The organism is Lysobacter antibioticus HS124 (genome assembly GCF_000336385.2).
GTDB lineage: Bacteria > Pseudomonadota > Gammaproteobacteria > Xanthomonadales > Xanthomonadaceae > Lysobacter > Lysobacter firmicutimachus.
The window spans coordinates 1-20516 of sequence record NZ_HG424443.1 but is presented as its reverse complement, the minus strand read 5'-3'; the positions used below and the strand labels follow the sequence as shown (position 1 = coordinate 20516).

The following is a 20516-nucleotide window of genomic DNA, read 5'->3' as shown; positions in this document are numbered from 1 at the left end:
GTGGACAACGTTCAGGACGTTGCGCGCGCGGCATCCCACGATGCGGCAGGACAGCAATGCGCGGCTCGGTGGCGCTCCGGCGCCTCGTGCATGCGCCCTCCAGGGCGCGCCGACGCGGCCCGCACGCAAACCACCGCGCCACCTCGCCTGTCGTCATGTCCACGAAAGCCTCCTCTCGTCTTCCCCATGAAAACGGGAGTCCGGGGCTTCACCCAGCATCGCGCCGGGCATCGCGCCGGAGTCTGCGGAGACCCGCCTGCGCGGACGCGACGGCCTGAAGGTCGTTCGAGCGCTCCGGCCCACGCCGACACGACGGCTCGAGTGGCGCCCTGAATCGGCCCACGACCGCGGCGAACCCGGCTGCCGCCGTTCCTGCGAACCGCCCGGCCCAAGTCGCAGGCCCGCCGCGGTCCGTAGCCGCCGCCGAGGCCGTAAACTCGACCGCATCATCCACCCGACGCCGCGCCCTTGATCCCAGGCTGGATCCTGCTGCTGGTATCGGCCGGCTACGTCGGCCTGCTGTTCGCGGTCGCCTATTACGGCGATCAGCGCGAACGCACGCCGCGCGCGCGCTGGCTGCGCACCGCCGTGTACTCGCTGGCGCTGGCGGTGTACTGCTCCTCGTGGACCTTCTACGGCGCGGTCGGCACCGCCGCGCGCACCGGCCTGGGGTTCCTGCCGATCTACCTCGGCCCGCTGCTGATGCTGGCCTTCGGCTGGCGCATTCTCGAACGCCTGGTGCTGATCTCCGGCGAACACCGCATCGTCTCCATCGCCGACTTCCTGTCCTCGCGCTACGGCCGCGCGCCCGGCCTGGCGGCGCTGGTCGCGACGGTCGCACTGACCGCGGCGGTGCCCTACGTGGCGCTGCAGTTCAAGGCGGTGGCGATGAGCGTGGAAGTGCTGGCCGGCGTGCCGGCCGACCGCGGCCTGCTCGCCGATCCGGCGTTCTACGTGGCGATGATGCTGGCGGTGTTCGCGATCCTGTTCGGCACTCGCCGCATCGACGCCACCGAGCACCACCACGGCATGGTCCTGGCGGTGGCGCTGGAGTCGCTGGTCAAGCTGCTGGCCTTCATCGCCATCGGCGTGTTCGCGCTGATCCACCTGCCCGGCGACGGCAGCCTCGCCCAGCGCATCGGCGATGCCGCGCACATCGTGATCCAGCCCGGGCTGCCGGCCGGCTTCGTCACCCAGACCCTGCTCGCCTTCACCGCGATCGTCTGCCTGCCGCGCCAGTTCCATGTCGCCGTGGTCGAATGCCAGGACCCCAACGATCTGCGCCCGGCACGCTGGCTGTTCGGCGGCTACCTGTTGCTGATCACCCTGCTGGTGGTGCCGATCACCCTGACCGGCGAATCGCTGCTGGCCTCCAGCGGCGTTTCGCCCGACACCTACGTGCTGGCGCTGCCGCTGCAGCTCGATCGCCAGGCGCTGGCGCTGGCGGTGTACATCGGCGGTTTCTCGGCCGCGACCGGCATGGTCATCGTCTCCAGCGTGGCGCTGTCGACCATGGTCAGCAACGACCTGATCGTGCCCTTGCTGCTGCGCAGCGGCGCGTTGCGCGACAGCGCCGGACTCGATCGCCAGGTGCTGTGGGTGCGCCGCCTCACCATCGTCGTGCTGGCGCTGATGGCCTATGCCTATCACCGCGGCTCGCTCGGCGCCAACGGCCTGGCCCAGCACGGCCTGCTCGCCTTCGCCGCGGTCGCCCAGTTCGCACCGGCGCTGATCGGCGGCTTGTACTGGCGCGGCGCCAGCCGCGCCGGCGCGCTGGCCGGCCTGATCGCCGGCGCGACGGTGTGGAGCTACACCCTGCTGCTGCCGGCGCTGGCGCGCGGCGGCTGGATCGGCGGCGACTGGCTCGCCACCGGTCCGCTCGGCATCGGCTGGCTGCGGCCGGAGCAGTTGTTCGGCCTGGTCGGCTGGGACGGCCTGACCCACGGCACGTTCTGGTCGCTGCTGTCCAATATCGGCGCGTTCCTGTTCGTGTCCGCGCGGCAGCGGCCGCGGCTGCAGGAGCAGCTGCTGGCCGCCTCGTTCCTCGACCCGTACGTGCGGCGTCCGGCGCTCGGCCCCGGCGGCTGGGCCGGCAGCGTGCGCAGCGGCGATCTGCTGGCGCTGGCCGAGCGCATCGTCGGCGAACGCCATGCGCGCCGCGCGTTCGAGGACTACGCCCAGCAACAGGGCCGCCCCTGGCAGCCCGAACAATTGGCCGACCGCGCCCTGGCCCAGTTCACCGAGCGCCTGCTGGCCGCGGCGATCGGCGCCGCCTCGGCGCGCCTGACCCTGACCAGCGCGCTGCGCGGTTCGGGTATGGAGCTGGGCGAAGTCGTCGCCCTGCTCGACGAGGCCAACCAGGAGCTGCGCTTCAATCGGCAGGTGTTGTCGACCACCCTGGAAAACATCAGCCAGGGCGTCAGCGTGGTCGACCCGGAGATGCGCCTGGTGGCCTGGAACCGGCGCTATCAGGAACTGCTCGACTACCCCGACGGCATGCTTTACGTCGGCCGTCCGGTCAGCGACCTGATCCGCTGGAACGCCGAACGCGGCGAACTCGGTCCCGGCGACATCGACGAGCAGGTGCGGCGCCGCCTCGCCCACCTGCGCGCCGGCGCGCCGCACGTGTTCGAACGCGTGCGCGCCAGCGGCCAGGTGATCGAAATGGTGGGCCGCCCGCTGGTCGGCGGCGGCTACGTGACCAGCTACAGCGACGTCACCGATTACAAACGCGCCGAGCAGGCTCTGCGCGAAGCCAACGAAACCCTGGAGCAACGCGTCGAGCAACGCACCCAGGAAGCCGAATCGGCGCAGCAGTCCAAGACCCGCTTCCTGGCCGCGGTCAGCCACGACGTGTTGCAGCCGCTCAATGCCGCGCGCCTGTTCACCACCGCCCTGCGCGAGAGCGCCGACCCCGACGAGCAGCGACGACTGGCCGAACGCGTCGACGCGTCGCTGCGCGCCGCCGAAGACCTGCTCGACGGCCTGCTCGACATCTCGCGCCTGGACGCCGGCGCGCTGCGCCCGGAACTCAGCGACTTCGAGGCCGGCGAACTGCTGCGCGAACTCGCCGCCCAGTACGCGCCCAGCGCCGCCGGCCGCGGCCTGGAGCTGCGCGTTCGCACCGCCCAGGACTCGATGCCGGTGCGCAGCGACCGCCGCCTGCTGCGCCGCGCGCTGCAGAACTTCCTCGCCAACGCCTTGCGCTACACCCGCGAGGGCGGCGTGCTGATGGCGGCGCGCGCACGGCCCAGCTCCGACCCGGCGCAACCGGGCTACGTCGAACTGCAGGTCTGGGACACCGGCCCCGGCATTCCCGAGCACCACCTGGAGCAGATCTTCGACGAGTTCCGCCGCTTCGATCAGCCCGGCGGCGGCGGCGAACGCGGTCTCGGCCTGGGCTTGTCGATCTGCCAGCGCATCGCCCGCACGCTCGACCATCCGCTGCGGGTACGCTCGCAGATCGGCCGCGGCAGCGTGTTCTCGATCGCCGTGCCCTGCGGCCAGGCGCCGCGCGCCGCGGCCGCCGCCGGCAATGCCCACACCGCCCTGGGCGATTCGCTCGCCGGCCTGCGCGTGCTGTGCATCGACAACGACCGCGAAATCCTCGACGGCATGCGCGCCCTGCTCGACCGCTGGGGCGCGACCGCCTTGCTCGCCGCCACCGTCGACGACGCCTTGGCCCTGCTCGACCAGGCGCCCGACGTGGCGCTGGTCGACTACCACCTGCATGACCGCCTCGATGGCCTAGCTACGATCGACGCCCTGCGCGAGCGCCTCGGCTTCGTCCTGCCGGCGGCGCTGCTCACCGGCGACGGCAGCGATGCGCTCAAGCACGCCGCGCGCGAACGCGGCTGCCGGGTGCTGACCAAACCGATCAAGCCGGCCTCGCTGCGCGCGTTTCTGGCGGCGCAGCGGCAGGCGCTGAACTGAGCCGGGCCGCGGGCGCCCATGGCCGGTGCATCGCGGAAATCACGTTGCGCGTGTTGAAGCCTAGCGCAGGCTCAATCCATCAATGGCTGGCATTCGGAGCGCTCATCGATGAAACACGCAATCCTCGCCCTAGCGCCGCTCTTCATTTCCGGCTGCGCTACGACCAACACCAACTACCGACCCGTTGCGGTTGAGATCAGCGAACCGCCGCTGGGGCAAGTGGTGACCGCCGAAGTGGGCGGAACGATGCTTCAGCAGGGAAAATATGTGGAAAGCGACGCCATCCTCCTGCACGACACAGTTAAAGTCGGGGTGCTCGGCGCCTATACCTTTTCCAGAGGCTATTACGTGAGAGAAGGTGAGGATGGCAAGAACGAGTTCTATCGCCCCGAGCCAAGTCCAGAGGGCGGAAAAGTAGACAAGTCGCTGCTCGCAGACCCCTACAGAACACTACTTGTGTCCAAGTCTTCGCCCACACTATGCGGGGTATCCGTTTTCGGAGCCAAGGTTTGCAGCAAGAACGCGCCTTTCACCAGAGTGAAGCGCCCCGCCCTTACCCAAGACGGCTTCCAGCAGACCCTGCTTTACAGCGGCCGCATAGGCAACAAAATCAACATTTCGTATAGAGAGTTTTCTAACAACATAGCTCGCCCGGCGTTCAACAACGATGTCGAGTACGACTTAGGGGAGTCCATGACGATCGGCTACAAAGGCGCCGAAATTGAAATCGTTGAAGCAACCAACCGCGCGATAAAATACAAGGTCGTCCGAAACTTCAATCAAGCCGTCCGATGAACGGCCAGAGATTGCCTCGTGATCACGGCTCGAGATTGCGTATCCGGATATTGCGATAAGCCACTTCGTCGCCGTGATCCTGCAGGCCGATCGCGCCGCGACGCGCGGCGGCGAACTCCGGCCAATCCTTGAATTTGCTGCGCGCCAAGCGCGCGTTCCAGTCGGGCGAGCCGATCCGGAAGTCCGCCAGCTTGACGCCGTTCAACCAGTGCTCGACCGCGTCGCCGCGTACGAGGATGCGGCTGCGGTTCCACTCGCCCGCCGGGCGGGCGGCTTTCCGGCTCGGCGCATACAGGCCGTACAAGGCGCCGGCCAGGCGGTCGGGTCCGTTGGCGGCATCGGGATGACGCAGATCGTCGAGCACTTGGTACTCCGGCGCGCTGCGGTAGATCGGCTGCGCATTCTCGCTGGCGCGGTAGAAGATACCGCTGTTGCCGCCCGGCGCGATCTTCCATTCGATCAGCAGTTCGAAATCGGCGTAGTCGCGGTCGCTGACCAGATCGCCGCCGTCGCCACTACGCACCAGCGCACCGTCGACCACCGCCCAACCGCGCACCGGCTCGCCGCGACGCCCGTGGTTGTGCCAGCCCTGCAGGCTGCGTCCGTCGAACAGCCCCTCGAAGCCGACGTCTCGCGATTCGGCGCTGCCCGTGCGCGACACCTCGCCTGCAACGACTGCGGCAGTGGGGCACAGGAAGAGCATCGTTGCGGCAAGGAGCAAGCGCTGCATGGGGCCTCGACGGGAACGCAAAGCCGGATGGCGGATGCGGCATCCTCTCCGGGTTGGCGTGGGGCAGCAAGTCCACCTCCGACCCGCGGTCAGTGTCCGCGGGGTTGCGGCGCGAATATCGGCCGCAGTCCTTCTTGTGAAGCGCCAGGCGGCAGGCCATGGCTGCCGCCCCGGCATGAACATGCGCTTCGCAAAGCCGAGGCGCGGCTGAATCGTTCACTCCAGAACTGAATCCCGCCTGGCAAGACGCGTTCTTCGTCTTGAGATCGGCGCCGGACATCCGCACGATTATCCATGGATGCCTGGCCATTTCGCGTTGCGACGGATAGCGACGAATCGACCGCAAGGACCTCAAGCGCCGGCGTCCACTTCCGTTTGCGTTGTCGCGGGCTGACGGCGCGCCGGCCTATTCAGCCTCTTCCGGCGGCGGCACGATCGCGCCCGGGTCCAGGGCGAGGCGGCCGGCGATCAGCACGGCCTGAGTGCGGTTGTTGGCGCCGAGCTTGCGCAGGATCGCGGTGACATGGGCCTTGACCGTGGCCTCGGACACGCCCAGCTCGTAGCCGATCTGCTTGTTCAGCAGGCCGGCGCCGAGCATCTGCAGTACGCGGAACTGCTGCGGGGTGAGGTCGCGCAAGCGATGCGCGGCGTCGTGCTCTTCGGCGTTGGCGGCCGGTGCGGCGATGGCCGCCGCCGGTGCCCAGCGGTCGCCGTCGAGCACGGTGGTCAGGGCTTCGCCCAAGGTGGCGGCGTCGACCGATTTCGGGATGAAGCCGACCGCGCCGTGATCGAGCGCGCGACGCATGGTCGCCGGCTCCTCGCGCGCCGATACCACCACGATCGGCAACTGCGGGTGCAGCGCGCGCAAGTGCACCAGGGCGCTGAAGCCCTGCGCGCCGGGCATGTTCAGGTCCAGCAGCAACAAGTCGGCGTCGGATTCGGCTTCGACCAGGGCATACAGCGCGTCGACGTTGTCGGCCTCGCGCAGGGCCGCGTCGGGCAGGACGCGGGCGACCGCGCCGCGCAGGGCTTCGCGGAACAGCGGATGGTCGTCGGCGATCAGCAGGGTCGGCATGAGGGAGGGCCTGGGCTGGGGTGCGGCGCTGCGGACGACGTGCATGGGGGAATCTTACGTCCTGTCGGGGGCTCGCCCGCTATTGGACGATGGGTGAAGTCGGGTGAAATGCAGGTGTGCAACCGTATGAACGCCGTCTCAGAACCCCGGCCCGGCGCTTACGCGGGGATCTCAGCGCGGCCGAACAGCGGCCGTGGCGGCTGCTGCGGCGCAGGCAGGTGCTCGGCGTGCGGGTGCATCGGCAGAAACCGTTGCTGGCCTGATGTGGTGGATTTTTTACGCGCCTGCGGCGGGGTTGGTCATCGAGGTCGATGGTTCGCAGCACGCGACCGAGGTGGGTGTGGCGGCCGACGCGCGACGCACGGCCGATCTGGGGGCGCTGAGGCTAAGGGTGATCCGGTTCGACAATCTACAAGTGCTCAAGGAGACGGCGGCGGTGATGGAGGAGATCCATCGGGCGGTGGAGCGGCGGTTGCTGGAAGAAGCAAAAGCACAGGGCTGACAGCCTGGAGCAAATCCCCCTCCCCTCATTTTTCAAAGGGGGGGGGGAACTGCATCAGCAGCTGCATCAGCAGCTTCAACAGCAATGACAATGGCGAATGGCATCGACCATGGAGGTTACGGCGGCGATACGCATGTGTTTCGATGAACCGCGTGCGCACGACGAGTTCCCATCGCCCCGACCTACCGGCTCCCCCTTTGAAAAAAGGGGATTTGCTGTTGCCCTAGCGAGAGCCCTACCTCACCGCCCTAACCGCTCGCTGACCAGGTTCTCGACCACCGACGGATCGGCCAGCGTGCTGGTGTCGCCCAACTGGTCCGGTGCGTTTTCGGCGATCTTGCGCAGGATGCGGCGCATGATCTTGCCCGAGCGCGTCTTCGGCAGTCCCGGCGCCCACTGCAAGTGGTCCGGGGTGGCGATCGGGCCGATTTCCTTGCGCACCCAGGCCACCAGTTCCTTGCGCAGGTCCTCGCTGGAGGCTTCGCCCGCGATCAGGGTCACGTAGGCGTAGATCCCCTGGCCCTTGAGGTCGTGCGGGAAACCGACCACCGCCGCCTCGGCGACCTTGGGATGCGAGACCAGCGCGCTCTCGACCTCGGCGGTGCCGATGCGGTGGCCGCTGACGTTGATGACGTCGTCGACGCGGCCGGTGATCCAGTAGTAGCCGTCGGCATCGCGGCGGCAACCGTCGCCGGTGAAGTAACTGCCCGGGTAAGTCTTGAAATAAGTCTCGATGAAGCGCGCATGGTCGCCGTACACGGTGCGCATCTGGCCCGGCCAGGAATCCTTCAGCACCAGATTGCCTTCGGCCTCGCCTTCCAGCACGCCGCCGTTGGCGTCGACCAGGGCCGGCTGCACGCCGAAGAAGGGCTTGGTCGCCGAGCCCGGCTTGAGATCGATCGCGCCGGCCAGGGGGGTGATGAGGATGCCGCCGGTCTCGGTCTGCCACCAGGTGTCGACGATCGGGCAGCGCGCATCGCCGACCACGTCGAAGTACCAGCGCCAGGCTTCGGGATTGATCGGCTCGCCGACGGTGCCGAGCAGGCGCAACGAGGCGCGCGAGGTCTTCTTGACCGGCTCGTCGCCGTCGCGCATCAGCGCGCGGATCGCGGTCGGCGCGGTGTAGAAAATCGTCACCTGGTGCTTGTCGATGACGTTCCAGAACCGCGACACGTCCGGATAGTTCGGCACGCCTTCGAACACCAGCGCGGTGGCGCCGTTGGCGAGCGGGCCGTAGACGATATAGCTGTGGCCGGTGACCCAGCCGACGTCGGCGGTGCACCAGTAGACGTCGTCTTCGCGCAGGTCGAACACCGCCTCATGGGTGAAGCTGGCGTAGGTCAGGTAGCCGCCGGTGGTGTGCAGCACGCCCTTGGGCTTGCCGGTGCTGCCGGAGGTGTAGAGGATGAACAGCGGATCTTCCGCGTTCATGCGCTCTGGTTCGCAGGTGTCGGGCTGGCCTTCCACGACCGCGTCGTACCAGCGGTCGCGCGGCATCTGCATATCGACCGCGGCGCCGGTATGGCGCACCACCAGCACGGTCTCGACCGAGTTGGTGCCGGGCAGCTTCAGCGCCGCGTCGACGTTGGCCTTGAGCGGAATCTTCTTGCCGCCGCGCAGGCCTTCGTCGGAGGTGATGACCAGCTTGCTGGCGCAGTCGGCGATGCGGTCGGCGATCGAATTCGGGGCGAAGCCGCCGAACACCACCGAGTGGATCGCGCCGACCCGGGCGCAGGCCAGCATCGCCACCACCGCTTCGGGAATCATCGGCAGGTAGATGGTGACGCGGTCGCCCTTGCCGACGCCGAGGTTGCGCAGGGCGTTGGCCAGGCGGCAAACCCGCGCATGCAGTTCGCGGTAGCTGATCCGCTCGGCCGGCAGCTTGGGGTCGTCGTGCTCGAACAGCAACGCGGTCTTGTCGCCGCGTTGCGCCAGATGCCGGTCCAGGCAGTTGACGCTGGCGTTGAGCTCGCCGTCCTCGTACCACTTGATGCGGAAATCCTCGAGGTCGTAGCTGACGTTCTTGATCTTGGTCGGCGCCTTGAACCAATCCAGGCGTTGGGCGACGCGGCCCCAGAAGCCATCGGGGTCGTTCACCGATTCGGCGTACAGGCGCTCGTACTCGTCGCTGCGGTAGCGCGCCTTCGCGGCGAAGTCGGCATCGATCGGGTAGACGCTGGCGGGGTGGTTCATGGGGGGCTCCGAAAGGCTGGCGGTAACGACGCAGACGAGCGTTATAGCCGACCCGGCGCGGTTCTGGTCTTGCCCCGCCGGTCGGGTGGCCGCGGCGCTCGTCGCGGCCCCCTTCGCGCGTGCGCGCGAGGGCCGCCAGTTTGCCGCATTCAGCGCGCTCGCCGCTGCGAACCCGGTTTAGACCTTGGTCGTAAAAGCTTTGCTGACTGCGTCGTGTTACGACCAAAGGCGAATGGTTGGCTCGCCGGAGCCGCGCGCAGGCTGGCCGCGACCGTCGGCACAGGCGGCAATGCATTCTTCGGGAGGGAGTCACGATGTCCATGGGTACGTCTACCCAGATCACACTACGCCGCGCGCCGGCGCGGCCACGGCCCCTGGCCGCGGCGCTGCTGGTCGCGCTTGCGTTGCCGGGTCTGGCCTTCGCCCAGACCGCGAAGGAGAAGGAGCTGGAAGCGCGGGTCGCCGAACTGGAGCGCATGGTCCAGCAACTGGTGTCGCAACAGCAGCAGGTGCAGACCCAGGTCACCGAGGTCAAGGCGGCGCAGGCCGCCGCGCCGGCCGCGATCGCGGCGGCGCCGGTCAAGAACCCGATCCAGGCGACCACCATCAGTCCCTCCGCCAACCCGGGCACGCGCTTCAGCTACGGCGGTTTCATCAAGCTCGACGCCTCGGTCACCTCGACCAACGACGGCGACATCGCCGACGGCTCGGTCGGACGCCTGTTCTACGTCCCCAAGGCGATTCCGGTCGGCGGCGCGGCCACCCGCGAAGGCGGCAGCGACACCGACATGGGCGCCAACTTCTCGCGCTTCTGGTTCGCCGCCGACACCGACCTGGAAAGCGGCGACAAGCTCAAGGGCTATCTGGAGTTCGATCTCTACGGCGGCGGCAGCACCGCCTTCACCGGCAACGAAGTCGCCACCAACACCTATGCGCTGACCCTGCGCCAGGCCTATGTGACCTGGAACAAGTGGCTCGCCGGCCAGGCCTGGTCGAACTTCCAGGACACCGCGGCGCTGCCGGACACGGTCGACTTCCTCGGTCCCACCGAGGGCACGGTGTTCGTGCGCCAGGCGCAGTTGCGCTACACCAGCGGGCCGTGGTCGTTCTCGATCGAGAATCCGGAGACGGTCTACACCCCCTACCGCGGCAACATGGCCCAGGTCGCCGGCGACGACGGTGCGGTGCCGGACGTGACCGCGCGCTACACCGCCAAGGGCGACTGGGGCCACTTCAGCGTCGGCGCCCTGGCGCGCCAGCTCAAGTACCAGTCCGGGCGGATCAACGACACCAACACCGGCTACGGCATCAGCCTGTCGGGCAAGTGGAACGTCGGCGCCAACGACGACCTGCGCTACATGGTCACCGCCGGCAGCGGCATCGGCCGTTACGTCGGCCTGGCGCTCAACAACGATGCGGTGCTCGACGCCAGCGGCGATCTGGAGAACATCGACCTGATCTCGGGCTTCGTCGGCTGGCGCCACGTGTTCAGCCCGAAGCTGCGCGGCAATCTGTTCTACTCGCGCGCCGAGTACGACAACGACACCGCCCTGACCGGACGCGGCATCACCAAGTCGGCGCAGTCCGCGCACATCAACCTGATCTACACGCCGATTCCCAAGCTCGACGTGGGCGCCGAATACATCTGGGGCCAGCGCGAGATCGAAACCGGCGACCGCGGCGAGATCAACCGCCTGCAGACCCACGTCAAGTACAGCTTCTGACGATCGCAGCGGTCGCGGCCGTCCGCCGCGACCGCCGGCGACGCGTCCGGTATCGCCCCGGCGGGCCCTAGCCCGCTCCAATCCCACTGTTCGGGGGAACAGCTCATGTCCAGCACCACCGCCAGCCTTTCGCAGTCCCGCGCGACGCCGTTGACCAAGGACCACCGCAAGGTCATCTTCGCCTCCAGCCTGGGCACCGTGTTCGAGTGGTACGACTTCTACCTGTACGGCTCGCTCGCCGTGATCATCGGCAAGCAGTTCTTCGGCGGTCTGAACGACACCAGCCAGTTCATCTTCGCCCTGCTGGCCTTCGCCGCCGGCTTCGCGGTGCGGCCCTTCGGCGCGCTGGTGTTCGGCCGGCTCGGCGACATGATCGGGCGCAAGTACACCTTCCTGGTCACCATCGTGATCATGGGCCTGGCGACGTTCGTGGTCGGCATCCTGCCCAGCTACGCCACCCTCGGCATCGCCGCGCCGATCATCCTGATCACCCTGCGACTGTTGCAGGGCCTGGCGCTGGGCGGGGAATACGGCGGCGCGGCGACCTATGTCGCCGAGCACGCGCCCGACGGCAAGCGCGGCCTGTACACCAGCTTCATCCAGACCACCGCGACCCTGGGCCTGTTCCTGTCGCTGCTGGTGATCTGGGGCTGCCGCAATTACCTGGGCAAGGAAAGCTTCGAAGCCTGGGGCTGGCGCATCCCGTTCCTGTTCTCGGTGCTGCTGCTCGGCGTGTCGGTGTGGATTCGCATGCAACTGGCCGAATCGCCGCTGTTCCAGCAGATGAAGGCCGAGGGCAAGACCTCCAAGGCGCCGATCACCGAGAGCTTCTTCTCCAAGAACGGCAAGATCGCCCTGCTGGCGCTGCTGGGCGCCACCGCCGGCCAGGCGGTGGTGTGGTACGGCGGACAGTTCTATTCGCTGTTCTTCCTGACCAAGACCCTGGGCATGGACCCGAACAAGGCCGACATCTACATCGCCGTCGCCCTGGCCCTGGCCACCGGCGGCTTCATCTTCTTCGGCTGGCTGTCAGACAAGATCGGCCGCAAGAAGATCGTGCTGGCCGGCTGCCTGATCGCGGTGCTGACCTATTTCCCGGTGTTCAAGTCGCTGACCCATAACGTCAACCCGGCCCTGGAAGCCGCGGTCGCCGCCTCGCCGGTCACCGTCACCGCCGATCCGGACCGCTGCGCGTTCCAGTTCGACCCGGTCGGCAAGGCGACCTTCAAGCAGTCCTGCGACATCATCAAGTCGGCGCTGGCGAAGAAGGGCATCCCCTACAACAACGCGCCCGGCGCCGCCGGCAGCATCGCCACGGTCAGCATCGGCGGCACCGTCCTGACCAGCTTCGAAGGCGAATCGCTGAGCAAGGACGACTTCAAGGCGCAGTCCGACGCGTTCGCCAAGCAGCTCGGCGACGCGCTCAAGACCGCCGGCTACCCGACCTCGGCCGATCCGGCGCAGATCAACACGCCGATGGTGATCGCGCTGCTGACCTTCCTGGTGCTGCTGGTGACCATGGTCTACGGCCCGATCGCGGCCTGGCTGGTCGAACTGTTCCCGACCCGCATCCGCTACACCTCGATGTCGTTGCCCTACCACATCGGCAACGGGTGGTTCGGCGGCTTCCTGCCGTTCACCGCCTTCGCCATCGTCGCCGCCACCGGCAATATCTACAGCGGCCTGTGGTACCCGATCGTGGTCGCGGCCATGACCGTGGTGATCGGCGCGCTGTTCCTGCCGGAAACCAAGGACCGCGACATCACCGCCTAAGCCCGCGGCGCGGGTTCCGCAAAGCGAAACGCCGGCCCGTGGCCGGCGTTTCGCTTTGCGGCGGGATTTGGGATTTGGGATTTGGGATTTGGGATTTGGGATAGGATCAAAGCGAGGGCTAGAGCAGTCTTCGCTTTTTCTAATCCCTAATCCCTAATCCCGAATCCCCAATCGCGAATCCCGATCTCGAACAAATCCGCCGCTGCACTCTCTGCGCCCCGCACTTGCCGCATGGGCCGCGGCCGGTGCTGCAAGCGGATGCGCGGGCGCGGTTGCTGATCGCCGGGCAAGCGCCCGGGCGCAAGGTGCATGCCTCGGGGATTCCGTTCGACGACGCCAGCGGCGAGCGCCTGCGCGATTGGCTGGGGTTGGACCGGGATGCGTTCTACGACGCCGCGCGCGTGGCGATCGTGCCGATGGGGTTTTGCTACCCCGGCAAGGGCGCGTCGGGCGACTTGCCGCCGCGGCCGGAATGCGCCGCGACCTGGCATCCGCGCCTGCTGCCGCAGCTGCGCGAGGTGCGCCTGACCCTGGCGATCGGGCGCTACGCCCAGGCCTGGCATCTGCCCGAAGCCGGGGCCACGTTGACCGAAGCGGTCGCGGCCTGGCGCGCGCATTGGCCGCGGATCGTCGCCCTGCCGCATCCGAGCCCGCGCAACCGAGCCTGGCTCAAGCGCCATCCCTGGTTCGAACGCGAGCTGCTGCCGGCGCTGCGCGAGCGCATCGCCGAGGTCTTGGCGCAAGGTCGCTGATCCGCTCAGGGGTGGACGAACTTCGGCATCTCCCATTCGTAGCGGATCGCCAGCAGGCGCGCGGCGAATCCGCCGCCGAGGCAGATCAGCACGGTCGCATTCTCGGCCACGCCCAGGCGCAACAGCAGCAGATAGGCCACGCCGGTCAGCAGCGCGATCACCGCATACAGTTCGCGCTGGAACACCAGCGGGATCTCGTTGCACAGCACGTCGCGCAGCACGCCGCCGAAGGCGCCGGTGAGCATGCCGGCGATCACCACGATCGCCGGCGCATGGCCGGCCTCGCGCGCGATCGCGCAGCCGATCAGGGTGAACGCGATCAGGCCCAGCGCATCCAGCCACAGGAAGGCGCGGCGCAGGCGCTGCAGGCGCTTGGCCAGGAAGGTCGTGGCCAGCGCCGCGCCGACGGTATAGGCCAGATACTCGGGACGGCGCACCCAGCCCAGCGGGTAGTGGCCGAGCACGATGTCGCGCAGCGAGCCGCCGCCGAGCGCGGTGACGCAGGCGATGATGACCACGCCGAACAGGTCCATGCGCCGCTTGCCGGCGGCGAGCGCGCCGGTCATGGCTTCGGCGCTGATGGCGATGAGGTAGATCAGGGACAGCAACACGGCGGTACTCCGGCGAAGGACAGGGAAACCGCGGTTGGCAGCGAAGCTCAGCGATTCCGCGTCCGCGCGCGCCGGCGCCGCACCGATGCGGGCGGCGGCGAGCGCGTCGGGCGCACGCACGAAGGCGGTTGCGCGGAATGCTCCCCGCGCAGGCCTGGGCTGTCTTCGCGACCGAAGCCGCGGTGCCGCTCCCGCTGTCCTTTTACCTGAGAGTTTGCGCGGACCGCATGCGGCCGCTTGCCCCTTCGGTGGGCCGCTGCGCGGCCTCTCTCCAGATCGGCGATGTCGTCGCAGTGTTCCGGCCGGGGCCGAGCCTGAGCGATTATGGGAGCCTGCGCCTTCGGCGGGCGCGGCCGGCAGGCCGGCGCCACTCTTCTGCAACGGCCGGCATGGTAACACTCCGGTGGACGAAGCCGGCCGCTTTCTTCCCGCAGCGGCGCAACCGGCCGCTGCGCGTCGCGGCTTACGCCGCTCCTACAAGAGCGGGTCCGCTTCAAAGGGCAGGAGTGGCGCGAGCCGCGACCGCGAGGCCACAACTACGCCGTCGCCGGCCCCACCGCGCACCACGACGACACCGCGACCGGCCACGGCGCGGTCGCGGCTTGTGACCGGAGGAAATCCCGTGGAATGCCGCGCATAGCCCTTGCTGCGCCGGGGCGTCGCCGGTAGGAGCGGGGTAAGCCGCGACCCCGCAATAACGATGCAATCGGCCAGCCCGCGTCGCAGCTTACCCCGCGCCTACAGGCGCCGTTGCGCTTCAAGCATCGCCGGCGGCCGACAGCGCTTCCACCATCGCTTGCTCCAGCGAACGCTGCGGGTCGGCGCGGATCGCAACCAGTTCCTGGGCCGTCCAATCGCGACGCAGGCGACCGTCGACCAGCAGCAGGGCGCGGTCGATGAAGCGTTCGGCGACGTCGATCGAATGCGTGGCCAGCAGCACCGTGGTGCCGCGTCCGTGGGCCAGGTCCTGCAGATGCCGCTTGAGCGCATAGGCGCTGAGCGGGTCCAGCCCGTTGAGCGGTTCGTCCAGCACCAGCAGCGGCGGTTCGCCGAGCAGGCCGAGCGCGATCGCGAGCTTCTGCCGGGTGCCGAGCGAGTAGTGGCCGACCCGCCGGTCCAGCATCGGCCCGAGGTTGAGCAACTCGCTCAAGGCCAGGGTCGGCGCAGGCACTTCGCGCAGGCCGCGCGTGCCGGCGAACAGGCGCAGGCATTCGCGTCCGCTCAGCAGCGGCGGCAAGCGCGCCGGATCGACCGCGAAGCCGAGCAGGCCGCGGGCCGCGGCCGGCGCGCGCGCCAGATCGTGGCCGCCGATCCGCACCCGTCCTGCACTCGGTCGCTGCAGGCCCGCCAGACAGTGCAGCAAGGTGGTCTTGCCGGAGCCGTTCGGGCCGATCAATGCGGCGAACTCACCGCGGCGCAGCACCAGATCGATGCCGTGCAGCACCGCGTGCTCGTCGTAGCGATGCTGCACGCCCTCCACTTGCAGCATCGCATCGCCCGCGATCGCCGCCTCGGCGCGATCGGGCGGCGGCGCATCGTCGCCCGTGGATCGGTTCCGGAACGGGCTCATGGCCGCGCGTCCACGCGGCCCCGGCGCCAACCCGGCAGCAAGGGCAGCGCCGTCAGGGCGAGCAGCCCCCACAACGCGGGTAGCGCCGTCCAACCCAGCGAGAGCAGCGCCGCACCGCCGCTGGCGCAGGCCGCCGCGCAGGCGAAGGCGAACGCCGGATAGCGCCACGCGGCGCGCGCCAGCGCCTGCGGCGGCTGCGGCGTGGCGGCGAGCAACGCCGCGGCCGCGCGCGCCGCCGCAGTGCAGGCCTGCGCGACCAGACTGAACCAGGCCAGCGCGACCGCGATCGCCAGCACCCCGGCGCCCGTCGCCAGGCCGGTGCCGCCCGGCATCGCCAGCAATACCGCGCCGATCATCCAGGCGCGGCCGCCGCGCCGCCAACGCAGCAGGGCTTCGCGCCGCTGCCAGTCGCTGATGTGCGGCAGGCGCGCATCGTCAAGCCAGCGCAGGCCGAACAGCGGCTCGCGCGCGCCCTCGCGCAGACGCCGCACGGGGTGCCGACGATGGCGCAAGGCCGACAGCAAACCCAGTGCGACGCCGACCGCCACGCTGCCGGAGAGCACCAGGCTCGCACTGCGCCAGATCGCGCCGTCGCCGCCGCAGGCGCGCAGCGCCAACGCGGCCAGCAGCGCGGCCGCGACCGCACCGAGCGCGGCCAGCACGACCAAGGTCCAGGTGCTGCGATGCGGTTCGATCGGCGCCGCCGCCCACCAGCCCAGGCGCATATGTTCGTCCAGCGCGACCAAACGCGCGCGCGCGGCGGCATGCCCCAGCGTCAGCGCGATCAGGGCGAACGGCAGCGGCAGCTGCATGATCAGCCGCGGCACCGCCGCGGCCAGGGCGGCGCCCTGCTCGCCGCACAGACGCAACAGCCACGGCGTCGCCAGGGCCAGTGTGGCGGCACGCACCGCCCGACCGCGCCACCAGGCATCGCCGCGGGCGAGGTTGTAACGGGCTTCGGCGAACCAGGGATGCAGCCAGGCAGGCATGGGCGCGGTTTCCGCTCGCAATCGGCAGCGCGCAGCCGTGGCGGCCGCGCGCCCTGCAGACTCTAACCGCGCCCGCGCCTCAGCGCTCTCCGGCCCGGCAACGGCGAAGCAGGGCCGGCTCCAGACCGATCGCGTCGGCCCAGCGCTCCAGCCCGGCCCAGGCGCGCTCGAGCGCGGCGACGGTGGCCGCCTCGTCGCGGAAATCGCCGCGCACCACCTGGGCGAACAGCTCCGCCGCGCCGTCCGGGCCGCCCAGGTCGACGGCCTCGTCGAACAGGCTACCGGCGGAAACGTAGACGTGGCGCTCGGCCAGCCCGACCAGGCAAGCCAGATGCTCGGCGAAGCGGCCGGCCAACACGGCCAGCGGCTGACGGCCGTGACGGTTGCGCAGCTTGCCGACCAGTTCGTACAGCTCGCCGACCACCAGCTCGGCCATGGCCCGATCCACCGCGGCGTCGTCGGGGTGCGCGGCGAGCGAACGCAGGCTTTCGACCAGGGCGCCATGGTCGGGCGCGATCCACAGCGCCCGCGCATGCACGAACTGGCCGTGGCTGATCGGCCAGGCTTCGTCGACCTCGCGCGCATAGGCTTCGATCGCGCTGCGCGACATCAGGTTGACCTCGGCCTTGCCGCGGCCGTGCACCCATTCCAGCGATTCGTCGTAGTCCTCGCCGTAGGCCTCGTCGTCGAGCACCGCCCACAGTTCGACGTCGGAGTAGGGGCCGTCGCCGTCGCGCGCGGTCGATCCGTACAACGCGACCGCGAGCAGGCGTTCGCCATGGCGACGGCGCAGGGCGGCGACGATCTCGTCGACCAGGTCGCGGCGTTGTTCGGGCGTGACGGATTGGGGGCCGGCGAACAGCGTATCGAGTTCGCCGCAAGGCAGTGCGTAGTCCATCGCGCCTAGATAGCATCCGCTGCGCGCGATCGGCAATGACGCAATCCGCGCACTGCGATGCACGGCGGAGAATCGATGCGCGGCGCGGCTACTGCGGCGGCGCGGCGAGCTCGCGCGCGTCGAGGCTGCCGTCGCGATTGCGGTCCTGTTTGGCGAAGCGTTCGGCGAGCGTGCGCCGGTGCTGTTCGCGGGTCACGCTGGGGCCGGCGCCGTGCGCGCGTGCCGGCTGCTCGGACGCATCGAGCACGCCGTCGCGGTTGGCGTCCATCGCGTCGAAGGCGTAGCTGAGCCAATCCTGGTATTCGGGCAGGGAGATCTTGCCGTCGCCGTCGCCGTCCATGCGCGAAAGGTAGTCGCCGGTGGAAGCGACCTGGGCCGAGGCCAGGGCGGGCAGGCAGAGCGTGATTGCGAGCAGTCGCCGGGACATGCGCCTACGCGTAGCGAGGGAGATGGCGCGAAGCCTGCCGGCTCGACGCCGCCCAGGCAAGCCCCGGCCGGTCGCGAGCGGACCCGCCCCGACGCGGCCGGCCCCTCGCCGGTCGCGTCGGGACGATCCATCAGACCGTCATTCCGGCACGCAGCAGAAGATATAGCCGCCGCCGTAGTCGCAGCCCGGCCACGGATTGCAGCCCTCGGCGAGGCGGCTGTCGGCCTGGGCGAAGCTGAAGCCGGTCGACAGGGCGAACAGCGCCATCAGCGCCACGGACTTGGCGCGGCGGGTCTTGAACAGTTTCATGCTCTCTCTCCTTGGTCGGTGGGAAGCGAAATCAAAGGAAGCGCCGGCTGACGCCGGGTTCAGCTGTCGTCGACGCAGCAGCCGTGCCGGTCGCCGCCGAACAGGCAGCCCGCGCGCGGCGAGCAGCCTTCCGCGTAGGGGCCGTCGGCCTGGGCCGCGCCGAAGCCGATCGAAGCGGCGAACAGCGCCGCCAGCAGCATCCTTTTCAACCGCGAGTTACGAACAGCCGTCATGCGTGCGTTCTCCTGTGCGCAGTGGGTGCGCGGCCGCCGGTCCGTGGCGCGCGGCGCGTTCGTGTACGGTTCCTTCCCTGGCCGACGACGGCGCGGCGCCGAGGCATCGGCGCCGGCACGGCGGCGGGGATTCGCAACGCGGGCGCGGCGCCGGACGCGCAAAGGCCGGCGCGAGCCGTCCCGGGGCGGAACGGCGGCACTTCCCCTGTGCGGCGGACGGCGTTGCCGTCGCGACGAATTCCATTCGCGGCGACGCTACACCGCGGCGCGACCGCGAAACCGGCTCGTCGTCGCGGTATGCCGATCTGGCGCGCGCCGGCATGCGCATGCGCGGCCGTGTTGAGGCCAGGCAACAAAAAACCCGCGCATCGCTGCGCGGGTTCGCGGTGTCCGCCGATCGCGGCCGGGGCGGGCGCGGCTCAGCCGCGGGCCGGCGCCAAAGCGTAGCCCTTGAGCCGCGCGGAAAAGGCCTGCAGCGCCTGGATGCCGCTGGCCTCGGCTTCCACGCACCAGGCGTGCAGCTTGGCCAGGGTCGCCTGGGCGTCGTGCGAACGGTCGTCGAGCACCTGCGCCAGGCGCTGGCGGAAATCGGCCAGCGTCGCCATGCGCGGCCGCTCGGCGACCCAGCTCTGCAGGCGCGCGCGGGCGCCGTCGTCGAGCCAGCGGCCGCCGTCGGCCAGGCCCTTGCGCAGGCGCCGCGGCAGCGCGCGCATGCGATCGCCGGCGTGGCCGGCCTCTTCGCGCAGCGCCGGCAAGGTGACGTTGCGGTAGTAATCGGTCATGGCCTGGAAGCGGATCGCCAGCAGGGCCTTGAGGGTTTCGCCGTCGGGCATGGCGATGTTGGGGCGCACGTCCAGGGTCGGCGCGACGCGCAGCACCTTGGCCAGGCGCAGCGCCTGCAGGCCGCGGATCGCCGTCCAGCCGATGTCGAACTCCCACTTGCGCAGGGCGAACTTGGCCGAACTCGGGAAGGCATGGTGGTTGTTGTGCAGCTCTTCGCCGCCGATCCAGAAGCCCCACGGGGTCAGGTTGGTCGCGGTGTCGGTGGTCTCGAAGTTGCGATAGCCCCACCAGTGGCCGAGACCGTTGACCACGCCCGCGGCCCAGAACGGAATCCACAGCATCTGCAGCGCCCAGATCGCCACGCCGGCGAAACCGAACAGGACGAAGCTGATCAGCAGCAACAGCACCGGGCCCATCGTCGCGTGCGGGGTGTAGAGCTTGCGTTCGATCCAGTCGTCCGGGCAGCCCTTGCCGTACTTCTCGATGTCCTCGCGCTCGCCGCGCGCTTCGCGGTAGAGCTCGACGCCGCGCCACATGACCGTGTCGATGCCCTTGAACTGCGGGCTGTGCGGATCTTCCTCGGTCTCGCACTTGGCGTGGTGCTTGCGATGGATCGCCGCCCACTCCTTGGTGATCATCGAGGTGGTCAGCCAGGTCCAGAAACGGAACAGGTGCGCCAACGCGGGATGGAAGTCGACCGAGCGGTGCGCCATCGAGCGGTGCAGGTACAGCGTCACCGACATGATGGTGAGCTGGGTCACCACCAGGAAATACGCTACGAGTTCCCAGAGGCCGGCCTGGGCCAGGCCGCCGGCAAGGAAATCGATCAGGGAAGCGGGCATACGGACTCCGGAAAACACGAACGAAACCGGCCGCAACAGGCCGATCCTGCACCGGATGATGCCACCCGGGGCCGCCCGTTCGCGCCGGTACGGCTCGGCACTGTGATGGGGTCGTTCATTCCAACGCGCAAGTGCGGCGGCAGCGGCAAAAACCGCTGAGATTCAGCCACCGCGTTCAGGTTTGTGGTCGGCACCGGCGGCGATGCGGCGAGCGCCGCATTCAGCTACTGCCATGCGGGTCGATGCCGCTGCGCGAGCGCGCCAACTCGTCGCGGGCGAAGGCGCGCAGCGCGAGCCGGTCCGGCTTGGCGAACGGCGAGCGCTTGCCGCAATGGTCCAGCAGCAGGTTCAGGTCCTGCGCCTCGCCCAGGCGTTCG

The 20516-nt window shown here is 69.3% G+C and carries 18 protein-coding genes and 1 riboswitch; of the genes, 7 read left to right on the top strand and 11 right to left on the bottom strand.

The annotated features are described in order from the left end of the window. Positions 1-468 precede the first annotated feature (468 nt). Together TX83_RS00780 and TX83_RS00775 are read left to right on the top strand one after the other, a co-directional pair. The gene (locus TX83_RS00780; RefSeq protein WP_064746006.1) at positions 469-3933 is read left to right on the top strand and encodes a PAS domain-containing hybrid sensor histidine kinase/response regulator; all 3465 of its coding nucleotides are present in this window, start codon (positions 469-471) and stop codon (positions 3931-3933) included. Positions 3934-4041: 108 nt separating this feature from the next. After that, complete coding sequence (locus tag TX83_RS00775; protein ID WP_075574914.1) at positions 4042-4728, top strand: hypothetical protein; 687 nt, start codon at positions 4042-4044, stop codon at positions 4726-4728. 22 nt (positions 4729-4750) lie between these two features. Here TX83_RS00775 and TX83_RS00770 read toward each other — a convergent pair whose 3' ends face one another. Beyond that, complete coding sequence (locus TX83_RS00770) at positions 4751-5389, bottom strand: 3-keto-disaccharide hydrolase (RefSeq protein WP_064746005.1); 639 nt, start codon at positions 5387-5389, stop codon at positions 4751-4753. Positions 5390-5864: 475 nt separating this feature from the next. Further along, positions 5865-6533, bottom strand: coding sequence for a response regulator transcription factor (locus TX83_RS00765; protein ID WP_064746004.1), 669 nt, complete (start codon positions 6531-6533; stop codon positions 5865-5867). Between the two features lie 116 nt (positions 6534-6649). Here TX83_RS00765 and TX83_RS24115 point away from each other — a divergent pair, with 116 nt between their 5' ends. After that, positions 6650-6796 (top strand): DUF559 domain-containing protein, encoded by a 147-nt coding sequence (locus TX83_RS24115; protein ID WP_222423697.1) that lies wholly within the window; start codon positions 6650-6652, stop codon positions 6794-6796. After that, a complete protein-coding gene (locus TX83_RS23610) occupies positions 6796-7035 on the top strand; it encodes an endonuclease domain-containing protein (protein WP_064746003.1) in 240 nt (79 codons plus the stop codon). The genes TX83_RS24115 and TX83_RS23610 overlap by 1 nt, the downstream gene beginning before the upstream one ends. 240 nt (positions 7036-7275) lie before the next feature. Here the strand turns inward: TX83_RS23610 and acs are convergent, their stop codons facing one another. Further along, the gene (gene acs, locus TX83_RS00755; protein ID WP_064746002.1) at positions 7276-9228 is read right to left on the bottom strand and encodes an acetate--CoA ligase; all 1953 of its coding nucleotides are present in this window, start codon (positions 9226-9228) and stop codon (positions 7276-7278) included. A gap of 320 nt (positions 9229-9548) precedes the next feature. Here acs and TX83_RS00745 point away from each other — a divergent pair, with 320 nt between their 5' ends. The 3 genes from TX83_RS00745 (at position 9549) to TX83_RS00735 (ending at position 13477) form a co-directional block, all read left to right on the top strand. Continuing rightward, positions 9549-10952: a DcaP family trimeric outer membrane transporter gene (locus TX83_RS00745; RefSeq protein WP_064746000.1), complete on the top strand. Its 1404-nt coding sequence runs from the start codon at positions 9549-9551 to the stop codon at positions 10950-10952. A gap of 105 nt (positions 10953-11057) precedes the next feature. Further along, the gene (locus TX83_RS00740; protein ID WP_064745999.1) at positions 11058-12725 is read left to right on the top strand and encodes an MFS transporter; all 1668 of its coding nucleotides are present in this window, start codon (positions 11058-11060) and stop codon (positions 12723-12725) included. A gap of 245 nt (positions 12726-12970) precedes the next feature. Further along, positions 12971-13477 (top strand): uracil-DNA glycosylase family protein, encoded by a 507-nt coding sequence (locus TX83_RS00735; RefSeq protein ID WP_261369970.1) that lies wholly within the window; start codon positions 12971-12973, stop codon positions 13475-13477. 5 nt (positions 13478-13482) lie between these two features. Here the strand turns inward: TX83_RS00735 and TX83_RS00730 are convergent, their stop codons facing one another. The 8 genes from TX83_RS00730 to TX83_RS00705 all read right to left on the bottom strand — a co-directional run bounded on the left by TX83_RS00730 (position 13483) and on the right by TX83_RS00705 (position 20139). Continuing rightward, positions 13483-14088, bottom strand: coding sequence for a trimeric intracellular cation channel family protein (locus TX83_RS00730; RefSeq protein ID WP_064746069.1), 606 nt, complete (start codon positions 14086-14088; stop codon positions 13483-13485). A gap of 186 nt (positions 14089-14274) precedes the next feature. Then, positions 14275-14373: riboswitch (glycine riboswitch) on the bottom strand. A 472-nt stretch (positions 14374-14845) separates the two neighbouring features. Next, entirely contained in the window at positions 14846-15658 is an 813-nt protein-coding gene (locus TX83_RS00725) for an ABC transporter ATP-binding protein (RefSeq protein ID WP_064745997.1), read from the bottom strand. Then, the gene (locus tag TX83_RS00720; RefSeq protein WP_064745996.1) at positions 15655-16647 is read right to left on the bottom strand and encodes a hypothetical protein; all 993 of its coding nucleotides are present in this window, start codon (positions 16645-16647) and stop codon (positions 15655-15657) included. The genes TX83_RS00725 and TX83_RS00720 overlap by 4 nt, the downstream gene beginning before the upstream one ends. Before the next feature lie 79 nt (positions 16648-16726). Then, positions 16727-17545 carry a kanamycin nucleotidyltransferase C-terminal domain-containing protein gene (locus TX83_RS00715; RefSeq protein WP_064745995.1) on the bottom strand — a complete coding sequence of 273 codons (819 nt, stop codon included), beginning with the start codon at positions 17543-17545 and terminating at the stop codon, positions 16727-16729. Positions 17546-17633: 88 nt separating this feature from the next. Continuing rightward, on the bottom strand, positions 17634-17972 hold the full coding sequence (locus TX83_RS00710) for a hypothetical protein (protein WP_064745994.1): 339 nt from the start codon (positions 17970-17972) through the stop codon (positions 17634-17636). 138 nt (positions 17973-18110) lie between these two features. Next, positions 18111-18281: a hypothetical protein gene (locus TX83_RS23115; RefSeq protein WP_186442483.1), complete on the bottom strand. Its 171-nt coding sequence runs from the start codon at positions 18279-18281 to the stop codon at positions 18111-18113. Between the two features lie 59 nt (positions 18282-18340). Next, a complete protein-coding gene (locus TX83_RS23110; protein WP_186442482.1) occupies positions 18341-18514 on the bottom strand; it encodes a hypothetical protein in 174 nt (57 codons plus the stop codon). A gap of 419 nt (positions 18515-18933) precedes the next feature. Next, entirely contained in the window at positions 18934-20139 is a 1206-nt protein-coding gene (locus tag TX83_RS00705; RefSeq protein WP_064745993.1) for a DesA family fatty acid desaturase, read from the bottom strand. Between the last annotated feature and the right edge of the window lie 377 nt (positions 20140-20516).